This window comes from Chelativorans intermedius (assembly GCF_025398255.1).
Lineage (GTDB): Bacteria > Pseudomonadota > Alphaproteobacteria > Rhizobiales > Rhizobiaceae > Chelativorans > Chelativorans intermedius.
The window spans coordinates 76,957-90,345 of record NZ_JAODNW010000020.1; the positions used below are offsets into that span (position 1 = coordinate 76,957).

The window sequence follows — 13,389 nt, forward strand, 5'->3', positions numbered from 1 at the left end:
CATATGCAAGGGATATACAATCCTGCAAGCCCCGCCATGACCGAACTTCGCATCGCCAAATGGGGCAACAGCGCGGCCATACGCCTGCCCAAATCCGCTCTCGAGCAACTCGGCCTGAAGCCGGGCGAGACGGTCGAGTTCACCGTCCAGGTTGGCAAGGGCGTGATCGAGCCCAAGAAGCCCAGGAAGATCACGCTTGAATGGATCATATCGGAGACCAAGAGGCTGGGGCCGGAAAATATCCCGGAAACTGTTGAATGGGGACCGGACCGCGGCGAGGAAATCATCGACGACGAATATTCCAGAGGCGAGATCACGCTCGATGACATTCTTCGAGGTCGGTGACATCGTTTGGGGCGATTTCGATCCCGTCCGTGGAACGGAACAGCGTGGCGTTCGCCCCACCATCATTCTTACCGATCGCGAGTTCAACGCGCTATATCCGCGCTCGGTGGTCTGCCCCATTACCAAGAACGTCACGCCATGGCCGACCAAGGTCATATTGCCTGAAGGGATGAAAACACGCGGCGCGGTCATGGCCGATCAGCCATGAACGATGCATCGCTCCGAACTTGGCTTCCGCTTCATCGAGCGCGCGCCGGAGGCTGTGCTGGCGGAGGTGCGTGCCATCCTGGCGGCTCTGCTGCAGATTGGCTGAGCGGGCCTTCGCAAGGCCCTGTTCAATCGCCCCAGAATCTGGTTTCTGGCCGCTCATGGAACTTTCGCCGCAACAGGATGAGGCCCTGAAGGCCGTTGCCCGCTGGTTGAAGGAGGGGCGCTCGCAGGTCTTCCGCCTGTTCGGCTATGCCGGAACCGGCAAGACAACGCTGGCGCGCTACTTCGCCGAGCATGTGGACGGCGAGGTGCAGTTCGCCGCCTTCACCGGCAAGGCGGCCCAGGTGCTGCGCTCCCGGGGCGCCACGAACGCGCGCACCATCCATTCCCTTATCTATCGGCCGCGCGGCGAGGAAGCGGTGGAGGACGAGGCGACCGGCCGGACCACCATGTCGCCCACCTTCTCGCTCAATCGGCAAAGCCCGGTTGCCAGGGCAAAGCTGGTCATCATCGACGAGTGCTCGATGGTCGACGAGGAATTGGGCCGCGACCTCATGTCCTTCGGCACGCCCATCCTGGTGCTGGGCGACCCTGGCCAGCTTCCGCCCATCTCCGGCGGCGGGTTCTTCACCGAGCACGCGCCCGACTATCTGCTTACCGAGATCCACCGCCAGGCAAGGGACAACCCGATCATAAGGCTGGCGCTCGACGTGCGCGAGGGCCGGGAACTGGACCATGGCGACTTCGGCGCGGCAAGGGTCATCCGGCGCGGAGAGGTGAACAGCGATCTGGTGCTTGCCGCCGACCAGGTGCTCGTCGGCATCAACCGCACGCGCCGCCGCTACAACCAGCGCCTGCGGGAGCTCAAGGGGTTCGACGCGCTCTATCCCCAGGCCGGCGACAAGCTGGTCTGCCTGCGCAACGATCCCGCAAAGGGGCTTCTGAACGGCTCCCTGTGGAAGGTGATGACCGCCTCGCGCGAGACGGTGAAACCGGGAATCAACCTGCTCGTCTCTCCCGAGGAGGATGATCCCGATCGCGGTGTCGCCAAGATCAAGCTGCTGAAGGCCGCCTTCGAGGAACCGGAGACCGAGATCCCGTGGCAGACTCGAAAGCGCTACGACGATTTCGATTTCGGCTACGCGCTTACGGTTCACAAGGCGCAGGGCTCGCAGTGGGACGAGGTGGTGCTGTTCGACGAGAGCTTCGCCTTCCGCGACACCCGGCAGCGCTGGCTCTATACCGCGATCACCCGCGCCGCAGAGCGGCTGACGGTGGTGCGTTGACGAATGCTCAGGCCGGGTTGGCGCCGACCCATGCCCAGGCTGCCGCTTCCTGCCGGGCCTCGAAGTGCTTTACCTCAGCGGAGAAGAGCGGCCCGAGCAGGGCAAGCGCGGTTCCCAGCCAGGCCGGCCCGCCGACCACGGCGCATTTGCGGATGTGGGCGAAGGCGCCTGTTTTTCCCCGCATGCCCTGGTCCTTCCAAGCGGCATTCCAATCAACGCCCTCATAGTCGTGGAAGATGACAATCACGTCGATGCGATCATGCAGCTCGTAGGCGCCTTCCAGAAGGCCGTAGAGGTTCTCCACATCCGCCGCGGTGATGTGGCCTGTCACCTCGAAGGCATAGGTGTCTTCCCGATCCGTGTCGATGCGGCGCACGCGCGGCGGGTTTTCGTTGATGAACATGGCCATCTCCCGTGGGCTCTCGTGCCTCTGTCCCTGCCGGCGATCGTCCTTGGCCCTGTCGATTCCGCGAAAGCCGGTATAGGGATTAGGAACAAGCTCTTATCAACAGCGGGACAGTCGATGCCGGCCAAGCTCTCCGTCAATCTTAACGCCGTCGCCATGCTGCGCAACCGGCGCGATCTTCCCTGGCCGAGCGTCACCGGGCTCGGCCGCATCGCCCTGCAGGCAGGTGCTCACGGCCTGACCGTGCATCCGCGGCCCGATGAGCGCCACATCCGCTTCAGCGACCTGCCGGCCATTCGCGCCCTGATCGACGACTCCTTCCCGGATCGGGAGTTCAATGTGGAGGGCTATCCGAGCGAGGCGTTCCTGCGCCTCGTGGAGGAGAACCAGCCCGAGCAGGTCACTCTGGTTCCCGACGATCCCGCGCAGGCAACCTCGGATCATGGCTGGGACTTCGCTGCCGCCGCCGCTTTCCTGGGCCCCGTCGTCAAGCGGCTGAAGCGCAAGGGATTCCGTGTCTCGCTGTTCTGCAACCCGGACGAGAGCGAGGCGGGCCTGCGCGCCGCCAGGGAGACTGGCGCCGACCGGGTGGAGCTCTATACCGGGCCTTATGGGGCGAGCCACGACGATCCCGAAAGGGCGGAGCGGGAGCTGGACAAGCTGGCGCGCACGGCAGAAGCCGCCGCCGCCCTCGGCCTTGGCGTCAATGCCGGCCACGATCTGACGGTGGCGAACCTGCCCGCGCTCGCCCGCCGCATTCCCTTTCTGGCCGAGGTCTCCATCGGCCATGGGCTGACGGCAGATGCGCTCGAACATGGCATGGCCGCCACGGTGCGCCGCTTTCTGGATGCCTGCGCGGCCGGATGAAGCGCTGCGCTACATGCGGGCCCACTTTTCGCTGCGGCAGAGAATGCGGCCGAGCAGGCAGCCGCTCATGGTGAAGACATCACCCTCGAGCTTGCCCTTGCCGTTATAGGTCTTGCCGTTGGCCGGATCGGTCACCTCGCCCCTGTAGCTGCCGTTGCCGGCCACCTCGAAACGGCCGATGCGTTTGCCCGCATGCGGCCCGGTCTTCAGCGTGATGCAGAGCGCGCCCCCGCAGGGGGCGATTTCCGCCGTGTTGCCTGAACCCGTCTTCCACAGACCCTCGATCGGATCGGCCAGCGCCGGGCCTGCCATGATCAGCAGCGCCGCGCCCGCCAGAAACATGCCGCGCATCGTCTTATCCTCCCTCAGACCGGCGGCACCCCTTGCCGCCTATTACGCGAACGTAAGCGTAATATATGAACGGCCGCGATGGAAGATGCTTCTTTCTCGCTTCCGGGGCCTTCCGCGGCGGCGTCCGTCGGGTGTCCGGGCGGAGAATCGCCTCCGCGCCTTTCCGCCATGGTTAGAAAAGGGTTGCGCGCTCGTTTAAGATTTTTGGCCGGCGCAAAGCGCGAATGCCTTGTCCGCCCGGCCTTTGCATCCTTAACGGAATCCAGCGGTTTACGGAATGTTTGAACTTTGTTTTCTGCAAATTAATCAAGGTATTTAACGTCGACTTCAGTCCCCCGGCGCCATTCTCGTGAGCATCGCAACCGCCAAAAAACAAGAAAGGCGGGCGGCTGTCAGGACGTCAAAACGGGGTTGAAAAAATGGCACGTTTGGATCTTCAGGGGGCAGGCACGCCTTGCGCGGGCGGCACGGCGCAGCCGGAGATGCTTTTCCAGCTCGGCATGATGTATGCCACCGGCCGCGACTGCGACATGGATCTGGTCGCCGCGCACAAATGGCTCAACATTGCCGCCATCAAGGGCTCCGAGCGCGCCGCGCAGATGCGCGCGGAACTGGCCGGCGCCATGTCCAAGGCCGAGATTGCGCGCGCCCTGCGCGAGGCGCGCGAGTGGATGACGCAGCACTGAACCGCAGGGGCGGGGCCGCGCTCCGTCCGCGCTTCCGGCTGTCGCCGCAACCGCCTTTGCAAGCGCTCAGGAAAAGCGCACCAGCACAGCGCCATCGCTGACCTGCGCACCCTCGGCGGCGATTTCGGCGATGACGCCGTCATGGGGTGCGGTGATGGTGTGCTCCATCTTCATGGCCTCCAGCACGAGCAGCGGCTCGCCCTTCTTCACCCGCTTGTTCGCTGCCGCGCGCACCAGCTTGACGAGCCCCGGCATGGGCGCGCGCAGGCTGTCGCCGCCGGCCGCCTCCTCCTCGGCCAGCCCCAGCGGGTCATGCAGGCGGAAGGTGTGGCTGTCCGCGCCCTCGAAGACGGTGACATGTCCCGGCCAGACGGCAAGCCGCACGTTCTCGCCAGGGGTCAGCGTGACCGTCTTTTCTCCATCCGCAGCGTCGAGGCACACGGCAAAGCGGCCGTCCCCCAGTCCGGTGACGGTGTGCGGCAGGGCGCGCTCCCCGAGGTGGATGGTGCGCGGATGCACCGGCGGGCGGAAATGGCCATAGGCGGAGATGGCGTCAAAGGGGTCGGGCGCTTGCGGTTTCCATGTCGCCCCGCAGGCGGCCAGCGCGGCCTGCGCGATGGTGCGCGTATCGGGCGCCGGCGTGGCGGTCAGCGCCTCCTGCCGCCGCTCGATCAGGCCCGTATCGACATCGCCGGCAAGAAACCCTTCGTCGCGCGCAAGCCGCGCCAGAAAGGCCGTGTTGACGGTGGTGCCGGCGATCTCGGTCTGCGCCAATGCGGCGGCAAGCGCGTCGAGAGCGTCCGCGCGATCCTGCGCATGGACGATGAGCTTGGCAATCATCGGATCGTAGTGCGGCGAGACGGCATCGCCCTCGCGCACCCCGGCATCCACCCGCAGGTGGGCCTTTGCCGCGCCGTCGGGAAAGCGCAGGCGGTGCAGCGTCCCCGTGGCCGGCAGGAAGCCGCGCGCCGCGTCCTCGGCATAGATGCGCGCTTCCACCGCGTGGCCGGACAGCGCGATGCGCTCCTGGGCCAAAGGCAGCGCCTCGCCGGCAGCCACCCGAAGCTGCCACTCCACCAGGTCGAGGCCGGTCACCATTTCGGTGACGGGATGCTCCACCTGCAGGCGCGTGTTCATCTCCATGAACCAGAAGCGGTCGGGCCGGAGGCCGTCGGAGACATCGGCGATGAACTCCACGGTGCCTGCCCCTTGATAGCCGATGGCCCGCGCGGCCGTGACCGCTGCTTCGGTCATTGCCGCGCGCATGGCGCTGGTCATGCCGGGGGCGGGGGCCTCTTCAATCACCTTCTGGTGCCGGCGCTGGGCCGAGCAGTCGCGCTCGAAGAGGTGCACCACATTGCCGTGGCGGTCGCCGAAGACCTGCACCTCGATATGCCGCGGCGTCTCGATCAGCTTTTCCACCAGCACCCGCCCGTCGCCGAAGGCGGCCTTGGCCTCCCGCCGGGCGGTCGCCAGTGCGTCCGAAAGCGCCTCCGGCCGGTCGACGCGCCGCATGCCCTTGCCGCCGCCGCCGGCCCGCGCCTTGACGAGCACCGGATAGCCGATCTCGCGCGCCTTGCGCGCCAGCACCACCAGCTCCTGCGCCTCGCCATGGTAGCCGGGCACCACGGGCACGCCGGCCTTCTCCATCAGTCGCTTGGCCGCGTCCTTCAGCCCCATGGCGCGGATGGCGGCGGCAGGCGGGCCGATGAAGACCAGGCCGGCGGCCTCCACCGCCTCGGCGAACTCCGGGTTCTCCGACAGGAAACCATAGCCGGGGTGGATGGCCTCCGCCCCGCACTTCCTCGCCGCCGCGATGATCCGCTCACCCGCCAGATAGCTCTCTGCGGCGGGCGCCGCACCCACATGCACCGCCTCATCGGCCATGGCCACATGCATGGCGCGGCTGTCGGCATCGGAATAGACGGCGACGGTGGCAATCCCCAGCCGCCGCGCCGTGCGGATGATGCGAACGGCGATTTCGCCGCGATTGGCGATGAGGATCTTCCTGAACATGCAGCCTCCTCGGATGATTTGCCGATCTATAGCGCAGGGGCGTTCCCGCCGCCACGCGCCGGCGCTGCCTCGCCCGCCGCAGGCGCATTGCAAGCAGGCGGCACATGGCCTAACCCTTGCCTCGGTTCGAGCACTGTCGGAGCCCCCGGATGAAGGCGAAGCTTTTCGCGCTTGCAACGCTTGCAGCCCTGCTGCCGGCTGTGTCGGCGCGGGCGGAATGGCAGGCGGTGGAGCGCATCGAAACCTATGCGGTCTCTGGCCGCACGGGCATCGCGCTCTATCGGTCCATCGGCGAGCGCGGGCCGAAGGTGGGCATCGGCCGCGCCATCGCCTATACCGACTACAGGCTGACATGGCGGCGGGACTACCGGCCGGAGGACGGCGGGTGCCGACTGGCCGCAGCGGTGCCAAATCTCACCATCACCTATCGCCTGCCGGCGCCGGCAGACACGCTGCCGCCCGCCACGCGCCGCCTGTGGGAGACCTTCATCGCCGGTGTGGAGGTGCATGAGCGCGGCCACGGCGCCATCATCCTCGACGTTGTGAAGAAGATCGAAGCCATATCCGTCGGCCTGGCGGTCGCGGACGATCCCGACTGCACGAAGACCCGCGCCGAGCTTCAGCGCCGCCTCGTGCCGCTGGCCGAGGAGCTGCGCCGGAGAAACCGGGACTTCGACCGCGAGGAGATGAGCGAAGGCGGGAATGTTCACCGGCTGGTGCTGGGGCTGGTCAACGGCGGCTGAAAGCCCGAGGCCACGCGCGCCGGCATGAGCCGCCCGAACGCGGGCGCGATCGGCACGGGCTGTGCGCATGCGCGGGAGAAGCCGGCGGCGGCCCATCCCGATCCCCTCACATCCGAAACACCCCAAACCGCGTCTCCTCCACCGGCGCGTTGAGCGCCGTCGACACGCTGAGCGCCAGCACCTCGCGCGTCCTGGCCGGGTCGATGATGCCGTCGTCCCACAGCCGGGCGCTGGAATAGAGGGGGTGGCCTTCGCGCTCGTATTTTTCGAGGATCGGCCTCTTGAAGGCTGCTTCCTCTGCTTCCGTCCACGCGCCGCCCTTCCGCTCGATGCCCTCGCGCTTGACGATCGCCAGCACTTCCGCCGCCTGCTCGCCGCCCATGACGGAAATGCGCGCATTCGGCCACATCCACAGGAAACGGGGGGAAAAGGCGCGTCCGCACATGCCATAGTTGCCGGCGCCGAAGGAGCCGCCGATGATGGTGGTGATCTTCGGCACCCGGGCGGTGGCCACCGCCGTGACGAGCTTTGCGCCATCCTTGGCGATGCCGCCTGCTTCATACTTCCTGCCCACCATGAAGCCCGTGATGTTCTGCAGGAAGAGGAGGGGAATACCGCGCTGGCAGCAAAGCTCGATGAAGTGCGCGCCCTTGAGGGCGGATTCGGAAAACAGCACCCCGTTGTTGGCCACCAGGCCCACGGGCATTCCATGCAGATGGGCAAAGCCCGTGACGAGTGTGGTGCCGTAATTGGCCTTGAACTCGTCGAGCTGCGAACCGTCCACGATCCGGGCGATCACCTCGCGCACGTCATAGGGCTGGCGCACATCCGCGGGCACGATGCCGTAGATCTCACGCGGATCGTAAAGGGGCGGAATCGGCTTCTGAAGATCGAATGCTATCGTCTTCTTCCGGTTGAGGTTTTTCACGATGCGACGCACGATGGCAAGGGCGTGCTCGTCATTGAGCGCATAGTGGTCCGCCACGCCGGACTCGCGCGTGTGCACCTCCGCACCGCCCAGCTCCTCCGCCGTCACCACCTCGCCGGTGGCCGCCTTCACGAGCGGCGGGCCGCCCAGGAAGATGGTGGCATTGCCCTTCACCATCACCGTCTCGTCGCTCATCGCCGGTACATAGGCCCCGCCCGCCGTGCACGAGCCCATGACACAGGCGATCTGCGGAATGCCGCGTGCCGACATGTTGGCCTGATTGTAGAAGATGCGGCCGAAATGCTCCCGGTCGGGAAAGACCTCGTCCTGATTGGGCAGGTTCGCGCCGCCGGAATCCACCAGATAGATGCATGGCAGGTTGTTCTCGAGCGCGATCTCCTGGGCGCGCAGGTGCTTCTTGACGGTCAGCGGATAGTAGGTGCCACCCTTCACCGTGGCGTCGTTGACCACGATCATGCACTCGCGCCCCGACACGCGGCCGACGCCGGCGATGAGGCCGGCAGAGGCGATATCGCCCTCATACATGCCCCAGGCTGCGAACTGGCCGATCTCCAGGAAAGGCGCGCCGACGTCGAGAAGCCGGGCAAGCCGGTCCCGCGGCAGAAGCTTGCCGCGGGACGTGTGGCGGGCACGCGCCTCCTGCGAGCCGCCGCGCTCGATCTCGGCAGCCTTTTCCGCCATCTCGGCCACCAGCGCCTTCATGCGCGCCGCATTGGCGCGGAAGGTCTCGGAGGAGGGGGAAAGCTGGGACTCGATGACCGTCATGATTCGCCGATCATTGTCTGCATCGGGGTGCGGTTCAAGGGACGGCTGTTCATGCGCCTTCCCCCACGATCTCCCGCCCGACCAGCCAGCGGCGGACCTCCGAGGTGCCGGCGCCGATCTCGTAGAGCTTGGCATCGCGCAACAGGCGCCCGGTGGGATACTCGTTGACATAGCCGTTGCCGCCGAGAAGCTGGATGGCGTCAAGGGCCACCTGCGTGGCCCGTTCGGCGGCGAAGAGGATGCAGCCGGCGGCATCCTTGCGGGCTGGCGCCCCCCGGTCGCACGCCGTGGCAACGGCGTAGACATAGGCGCGCGAGGCATTGAGCGCGGTGTACATGTCGGCCAGCTTACCCTGCACGAGCTGGAAGGCGCCGACCGGCTGGCCGAACTGCCGCCGCTCGCGCACATAGGGAACCGCAACGTCGAGACAGGCCGCCATGATGCCGAGCGGGCCGCCCGCCAGCACCACGCGCTCATAGTCGAGACCGGACATCAGCACCTTGATGCCCTCTCCCTCCACGCCCAGCACGTTCTCGAAGGGCACTTCCACATTCTCGAACACCAGCTCCCCCGTGTTGGAGCCGCGCATTCCCAGCTTGTCGAGCTTCTGGGCGACGGAAAAGCCCGGCATCCCGCGCTCGACGATGAAGGCTGTGATGCTGCGCGCGGCCGCCTGCGGCGCCGTCCTGGCATAGACGACCAGCGTGCCGGCATCGGGGCCGTTGGTGATCCACATCTTGGAGCCGTTGAGCACGAAGCGGTCGTTCTTCTTTTCCGCCGTCAGCCGCATGGACAGAACGTCCGAACCGGCGCCCGCCTCGGACATGGCGAGGGCACCCACCGTCTCGCCCGAGCACAGGGCCGGCAGGTATTTCCGCTTCTGCTCCGGCGTGCCCCAGCGGCTGATCTGGTTGACGCAGAGATTGGAGTGGGCGCCATAGGACAGGCCGACGGCGGCGCAGGCCCTGGAGATTTCCTCCATTGCCACCACATGCGCCAGATAGCCCATGCCGGAGCCGCCGAATTCCGGCTCGGCGGTGATGCCGAGCAGGCCGAGCGCGCCTATTTCGGCCCACAGAGGGGCGGGAAAATCGTTGCGTGCGTCAGCCTCCGCCGCCAGCGGCGCGATCTTTTCCTGCGCGAAGCGGTGCACCGTCTCGCGAAGTGCCTCGATCTCCTCGCCAAGCCCGAAGCCGAGTGTCTGCATGAACATCGTGAGATCCTCCCGTCAGGCCGCAGCGCCGACAAGGCGCAGCGTCATGATGTGATAGGTATGTGCCACCTCCTCCACGGAGAGCCGCTCATCCGGCCGGAACCAGACGATGACGCCGGTGATCATCTGGATGATGGCCATGGCCGTCAGCGCCGTGTCCTCGATGCGGAAGACATCGGACTGCGCGCCGGCGCGCAGGATGTTGCGCAGCTCCTTCTCGTAGCTGCCGCGCAGGCGCAGGATATGCGACAACCGTGCGGGCGACAGGCTTCTCAGCTCCATATTGCTGACATGGGTGGAGTGCCGCCGTGCGACGTGAAAACGGATGTGGTTGTCCACGAAGGCGGCAAGCCGGGCGGCCGCGTCTCCGGTCTCGGGCCGGGCTGCTTCCCAGGAGGCGATGAGCGCTTCCATGTGGGCGCGCATCAGCGTGTAGAGCAGCTCTTCCTTGGTGGGGAAATAGCGGTAGAGCGCCGCCGGCTGCACGCCCACCTCCGCGGCGAGCTGGCGCATGGACACGGCCTCGAAGCCGTGCCGCGCCATCAGCCGCAGCGCCGCCTCGCGTATGGCGGCCTCGGTCTTCTCTCCATTGGAACCTGCGGTGCGTGCCATGGCGGTGGTCCTTGACACGGAATTAATAGAACGTACGTTTAATTATGGCAATAGCGTCTTTCCGGCGCGGATGGAACCGCGCGGCGGTATCGCGCATTGTAGAGGCGGTGAACGAGCGAGAAGGGAGACAGCCATGGCCGATCTTCTGACCAGGGAAGGGGTGCGCCGCATTCTGGGGCCGGTGGACGATGCGTTTCTGGCCGAGCTCGCGGCCACGGGCGCCAGCGACCGTGACGTTGCCGAGGCATTTGCCTGGGTGACCAATGACGAGGCGCTGATGAACGATTTTCGCCCCCTGCCCAAGGGCAAGGCGGCCGATCTGGTGGAGATCCTGGAGCACCGCCTGGCACCGGAGGATGAATGAGCCGCGGCCGGCACGCCGCTGGCCGGAGAGCGGCGCGGCGGGGCAGCACCCAAGGCGCCCCGCCATGGGCCGTTCACGCCGCCCCAGCCTCCTCCAGCGCCGGGGCAAGCGCTGATTCGAACACGTCGACCTCGTCCTGCGGGCCGACACTGACGCGGATGCAGCGGTCGAGCCTTGGTGCCATGGGCTTGCGCACGAAGACGTCGCGCGCGTCCAGCGCCTTGAGCACTCGCAGGGCAAAGGCGCCGTCGCGTCCGCAGTCGATGGTGACGAAATTGGTGGCCGAGGGCAGGGCGGCAAGCCCGTGCCTTTCCGCAATCGCCGCCAGGCGTCGCCGGCAGGCGTCGACCAGCTCCACGACCTTGCGCAGATGCGCCTCGTCCTCGAGCGCGGCAAGGGCGGCGGCCTGCGTCATGCGCGTCATGCCGAAATGGTTGCGCACCTTGTCGAAGGCGCGGATTGCCTCTGCCGGGCCGATGCAGTAGCCGCATCGCAGCCCCGCCAGCCCATAGACCTTGGAGAAGGTGCGCATCCGCAGCACATTGGGCCGCTCCGGCTCCAGCGGCGGCAGTGCGCCGGCCGGCGCGGTCTCGCAATAGGCCTCGTCGAGCACCAGCATGGTGGTCTCGGGCAGGGCGTCGATGAAGCGGGCGATCTCCTCACCGCTCCACCACGTGCCCATGGGGTTGTCCGGGTTGGAGAGGTAGACAAGGCGCGCCCGCTCGCGCCGCGCCGCCTCGGCAAGCCCCTCCAGGCTTTCCCTGTCCCCTTCATAGGGCACCGTGACGAGGCGGGCGCCGAATCCGGCGACATGATAGTTGAAGGTGGGATAGGCACCGAGCGAGGTGACGACCGGCGTGCCCGGCCCCGCATATTGCCGCACGACGAGGCCGAGCAGCCCGTCGATGCCTTCGCCCACCACGATGTTGGAAGACGCCACGCCGAGACGCGCCGCCAACGCCTGGCGCAGATCGTGGCTTTCGGGATCGCCATATTTCCACATCTCGGGCGCGGCCGCGCGCATCGCCTCGACGACGCCGGGCGAGGGGCCGAAGCCGTTCTCATTGGCGCCGAGCCGGGCACGGAACGGCCGGCCGCGCAGCCGCTCCTGCGTCTCGGGACCGACGAAGGGAACGGTTTCGGGCAGGCTTTCCACGAGCGGGGTAAGGGGAGGGCGCTGGGGCATGGACGTCTTTGCCTTGCTGGATGCTTCGCCGTTTCTTAGACCGGTTCATCGTTTCTATGAAACGCTGATCCGGTCCATCCATCTGTTTGTTTTGCCGCATTTGTGCGACGCCAGATGGTTCCATCTGGCTGCAAAAGGCAGAAAATGGAGCCCAACCCTTCCTTGACAAACATGGATACTGTAGCGGCTTCGCATGAGCCATGCAAAACAGCTTCGCGCAGAACGGCTCCCGCAGGAAGGCGGATGACCGGCGGGCTGCCGGCGACCCGGACCGCCACGACCGCCCGCCCTTCGCCGCTGCCGCCGGCACTCCTGCCGGGCAGATCCGGCGGGCGCTCGGGGAGGCCGGTGCTGTCCGCTCAGGCGGTCACCATCTTTCTGGCGCGCTTCCTGCCGCACATCTCCAGCACGTCGACGCAAGGGTCGAGATCGCTGGTCGCCAGATGCGCATAGCGCATGGTCATCTGCAGGGTCTGGTGGCCGAGCCACATCTGCACGCGCCGCATGTCGATGCCGCCCTGCACCAGGCGGGAGGCGCAGGTGTGGCGCAGCACATGCGGCACCACCTGGGGGTCCGTGCCCAGCCCCACCTCGGCCTTGGCCTCGTTCCAGATGGCGCGGAACTGTGCCTGGCGCAGCATGGAGAAGGGGCCCTTGTGGCCATTTTTCGGGATATTGACCGCGCGCCTGGCGCGGGCCGTCATGGGCACGGTGCGACTGCGTGCCGATTTGGTGATCCAGAAGCTTGCGCGCCCGTCCTGAACGTCGTTCCACGTCAGCCCCAGCGCCTCGCCCAGCCGACAACCAGTATCCACCAGGAACACGCACAGCCGGTGGGCATCCTCGCTGCGCCTGGCGACGGCGGCGAACAGCCGCTTCTCCTCCTCCGCGTCGAGAAAGCGGATCCGCCCCGCCTTCTCCTTCTGCCGGCGAAATTCCGGCAGGCTGTGGATGCACCCCATCTTATATGCCTTCCGCAGCAACTTGCTCAGCGCTGCCATCTTTCTGTTGATGGTGGCGTTGCTGTTCCCGCGGGAGCGCAGTTTTCCGATCAGTTCGTCCAGCGTGTCCTGATCGAAGGCGCTGAAGCGCCGGCCAAGAAGCAGTTCATCCAGCTCACCGATGAAGGAAGTAACATTGTATTTGTGCCTCCCGGGCTCCCAGAGCACATCGCCGAACTTGTCGAAAAGCTCTCTCAGGCTGAACGCCTCGACCACGCGCAACGGCGCATTGCCAAAGGTCAGCGAGTATTCGGCGAAGGGCGTCTTGCCCCATCCATCGGTTTCGCCACGAACGGCGTGCAGCATGTCAGACATCGAGATAGAGACGTTCTGCTTGAAAAACGACGTATTATCAGCAGTCTGTCACGAGACTCAGGTCATGCCCGCAT

The 13,389-nt window shown here is 66.4% G+C and carries 16 protein-coding genes; 8 read left to right on the forward strand and 8 right to left on the reverse strand.

Annotated elements, in window-relative coordinates; all coding sequences use genetic code 11:
• Positions 1-36: 36 nt before the first annotated feature.
• The 3 genes from NYR58_RS14915 to NYR58_RS14925 all read left to right on the forward strand — a co-directional run bounded on the left by NYR58_RS14915 (position 37) and on the right by NYR58_RS14925 (position 1,841).
• Positions 37-345, forward strand: a complete 309-nt coding sequence (locus NYR58_RS14915; RefSeq protein WP_261521807.1) for an AbrB/MazE/SpoVT family DNA-binding domain-containing protein — start codon at positions 37-39, stop codon at positions 343-345.
• The gene (locus tag NYR58_RS14920) at positions 323-553 is read left to right on the forward strand and encodes a type II toxin-antitoxin system PemK/MazF family toxin (RefSeq protein WP_261521810.1); all 231 of its coding nucleotides are present in this window, start codon (positions 323-325) and stop codon (positions 551-553) included. Before NYR58_RS14915 ends, NYR58_RS14920 begins: the two co-directional genes overlap by 23 nt.
• A 160-nt stretch (positions 554-713) precedes the next feature.
• Positions 714-1,841 (forward strand): ATP-dependent DNA helicase, encoded by a 1,128-nt coding sequence (locus NYR58_RS14925; protein WP_261521813.1) that lies wholly within the window; start codon positions 714-716, stop codon positions 1,839-1,841.
• Positions 1,842-1,848: 7 nt separating this feature from the next.
• On the opposite strand, the gene NYR58_RS14930 is transcribed toward NYR58_RS14925, so the two are convergent.
• Entirely contained in the window at positions 1,849-2,244 is a 396-nt protein-coding gene (locus tag NYR58_RS14930; RefSeq protein ID WP_261521815.1) for a SpoIIAA family protein, read from the reverse strand.
• Positions 2,245-2,364: 120 nt separating this feature from the next.
• Between NYR58_RS14930 and NYR58_RS14935 the strand changes: the two genes are divergently transcribed.
• Entirely contained in the window at positions 2,365-3,114 is a 750-nt protein-coding gene (locus tag NYR58_RS14935) for a pyridoxine 5'-phosphate synthase (RefSeq protein WP_261521820.1), read from the forward strand.
• A 9-nt stretch (positions 3,115-3,123) separates the two neighbouring features.
• On the opposite strand, the gene NYR58_RS14940 is transcribed toward NYR58_RS14935, so the two are convergent.
• Positions 3,124-3,465 (reverse strand): DUF2147 domain-containing protein, encoded by a 342-nt coding sequence (locus NYR58_RS14940; protein ID WP_261521823.1) that lies wholly within the window; start codon positions 3,463-3,465, stop codon positions 3,124-3,126.
• Between the two features lie 419 nt (positions 3,466-3,884).
• Here NYR58_RS14940 and NYR58_RS14945 point away from each other — a divergent pair, with 419 nt between their 5' ends.
• A complete protein-coding gene (locus NYR58_RS14945; RefSeq protein ID WP_261521825.1) occupies positions 3,885-4,151 on the forward strand; it encodes an SEL1-like repeat protein in 267 nt (88 codons plus the stop codon).
• A gap of 66 nt (positions 4,152-4,217) precedes the next feature.
• On the opposite strand, the gene NYR58_RS14950 is transcribed toward NYR58_RS14945, so the two are convergent.
• Positions 4,218-6,167 carry an acetyl/propionyl/methylcrotonyl-CoA carboxylase subunit alpha gene (locus tag NYR58_RS14950; protein WP_261521826.1) on the reverse strand — a complete coding sequence of 650 codons (1,950 nt, stop codon included), beginning with the start codon at positions 6,165-6,167 and terminating at the stop codon, positions 4,218-4,220.
• A 149-nt stretch (positions 6,168-6,316) separates the two neighbouring features.
• Between NYR58_RS14950 and NYR58_RS14955 the strand changes: the two genes are divergently transcribed.
• Entirely contained in the window at positions 6,317-6,910 is a 594-nt protein-coding gene (locus NYR58_RS14955) for a DUF922 domain-containing Zn-dependent protease (RefSeq protein WP_261521827.1), read from the forward strand.
• A 106-nt stretch (positions 6,911-7,016) separates the two neighbouring features.
• Here NYR58_RS14955 and NYR58_RS14960 read toward each other — a convergent pair whose 3' ends face one another.
• From NYR58_RS14960 to NYR58_RS14970, 3 genes are read right to left on the reverse strand one after another with little or no spacing between them, the layout of a single operon-like run.
• Positions 7,017-8,624: a carboxyl transferase domain-containing protein gene (locus NYR58_RS14960; RefSeq protein ID WP_261521828.1), complete on the reverse strand. Its 1,608-nt coding sequence runs from the start codon at positions 8,622-8,624 to the stop codon at positions 7,017-7,019.
• A 49-nt stretch (positions 8,625-8,673) separates the two neighbouring features.
• Positions 8,674-9,837, reverse strand: coding sequence for an isovaleryl-CoA dehydrogenase (locus tag NYR58_RS14965; RefSeq protein WP_261521829.1), 1,164 nt, complete (start codon positions 9,835-9,837; stop codon positions 8,674-8,676).
• Positions 9,838-9,852: 15 nt separating this feature from the next.
• A complete protein-coding gene (locus NYR58_RS14970; protein ID WP_261521832.1) occupies positions 9,853-10,449 on the reverse strand; it encodes a TetR/AcrR family transcriptional regulator in 597 nt (198 codons plus the stop codon).
• Positions 10,450-10,582: 133 nt separating this feature from the next.
• On the opposite strand from NYR58_RS14970, the gene NYR58_RS14975 reads away from it, so the two are divergent.
• The gene (locus NYR58_RS14975; protein ID WP_261521834.1) at positions 10,583-10,813 is read left to right on the forward strand and encodes a hypothetical protein; all 231 of its coding nucleotides are present in this window, start codon (positions 10,583-10,585) and stop codon (positions 10,811-10,813) included.
• A gap of 73 nt (positions 10,814-10,886) precedes the next feature.
• Here the strand turns inward: NYR58_RS14975 and NYR58_RS14980 are convergent, their stop codons facing one another.
• Entirely contained in the window at positions 10,887-11,999 is a 1,113-nt protein-coding gene (locus tag NYR58_RS14980; RefSeq protein ID WP_261521837.1) for a pyridoxal phosphate-dependent aminotransferase, read from the reverse strand.
• On the opposite strand from NYR58_RS14980, the gene NYR58_RS14985 reads away from it, so the two are divergent.
• Positions 11,998-12,165, forward strand: coding sequence for a hypothetical protein (locus NYR58_RS14985; RefSeq protein ID WP_261521839.1), 168 nt, complete (start codon positions 11,998-12,000; stop codon positions 12,163-12,165). The genes NYR58_RS14980 and NYR58_RS14985 overlap by 2 nt on opposite strands.
• A 193-nt stretch (positions 12,166-12,358) precedes the next feature.
• On the opposite strand, the gene NYR58_RS14990 is transcribed toward NYR58_RS14985, so the two are convergent.
• Positions 12,359-13,315 (reverse strand): tyrosine-type recombinase/integrase, encoded by a 957-nt coding sequence (locus NYR58_RS14990; RefSeq protein WP_378074689.1) that lies wholly within the window; start codon positions 13,313-13,315, stop codon positions 12,359-12,361.
• Between the last annotated feature and the right edge of the window lie 74 nt (positions 13,316-13,389).